The following is a 548-nucleotide window of genomic DNA, read 5'->3' as shown; positions in this document are numbered from 1 at the left end:
TCGCCCGCCGCTCGCGGGAGGACCATGTCTGCCAGTTTGCCAGCCCCAGCTTTCCCAGCACGATCTCGGGGCCGTTGGCGTTTCCCGGATCGTTGACCGATATGTCCAGAATACGCGGCAGGAAATACCGGAAATCCTGCACGCTACCTACCGTGTAGAACACGCCTGAGACGTACCGCCAAAGCGCCTGGCCGGTAAGGTCGCGCAACGGCGTCGTCAGCAAAATATCGACGCCGCGTGTAGCGATGCAGCAGGGGCACCCTTCGATCGTTGACGGCACCGGAACCTCGAAAGCGTGGTAGACGGCCTCAAGCGCGTTGACGATGCTCACGTCGGTGGGGGCTGGTGACGCGTCGACCATCTTCCACTCAGCGCTGAAGCCCGCCTTCGTCCCCGCCCCGCTTCAGGCGCGGTAGCACCGGCCGCCGCGCTTCCCGGATCGCGACCCCGGTGACGACCGCGCCGGCCAGGACGATGGCAGCTATCGACAACAGGCCGGCGGGCGAGATCTGCACCCGCAGTTCCACCACCGCGTTCCGGTTCAGGAC

Annotated in this window: 2 protein-coding genes; both read right to left on the bottom strand. The window is 65.7% G+C overall.

Translation table 11 applies throughout. The features are described from left to right. Positions 1 to 331 (bottom strand): hypothetical protein (locus AC1DZC_RS20290; RefSeq protein WP_477044542.1); only part of this gene is annotated, 331 nt, incomplete at its 3' end. Positions 332 to 368: 37 nt separating this feature from the next. Continuing rightward, positions 369 to 548 (bottom strand): hypothetical protein (locus AC1DZC_RS20285; RefSeq protein WP_477044541.1); only part of this gene is annotated, 180 nt, incomplete at its 5' end.

It is taken from the genome of Cellulomonas sp. P2_B4, assembly GCF_056404795.1.
Note: the sequence above shows the minus strand (reverse complement) of the source record. Positions and strands in the feature narration are given on the sequence as shown.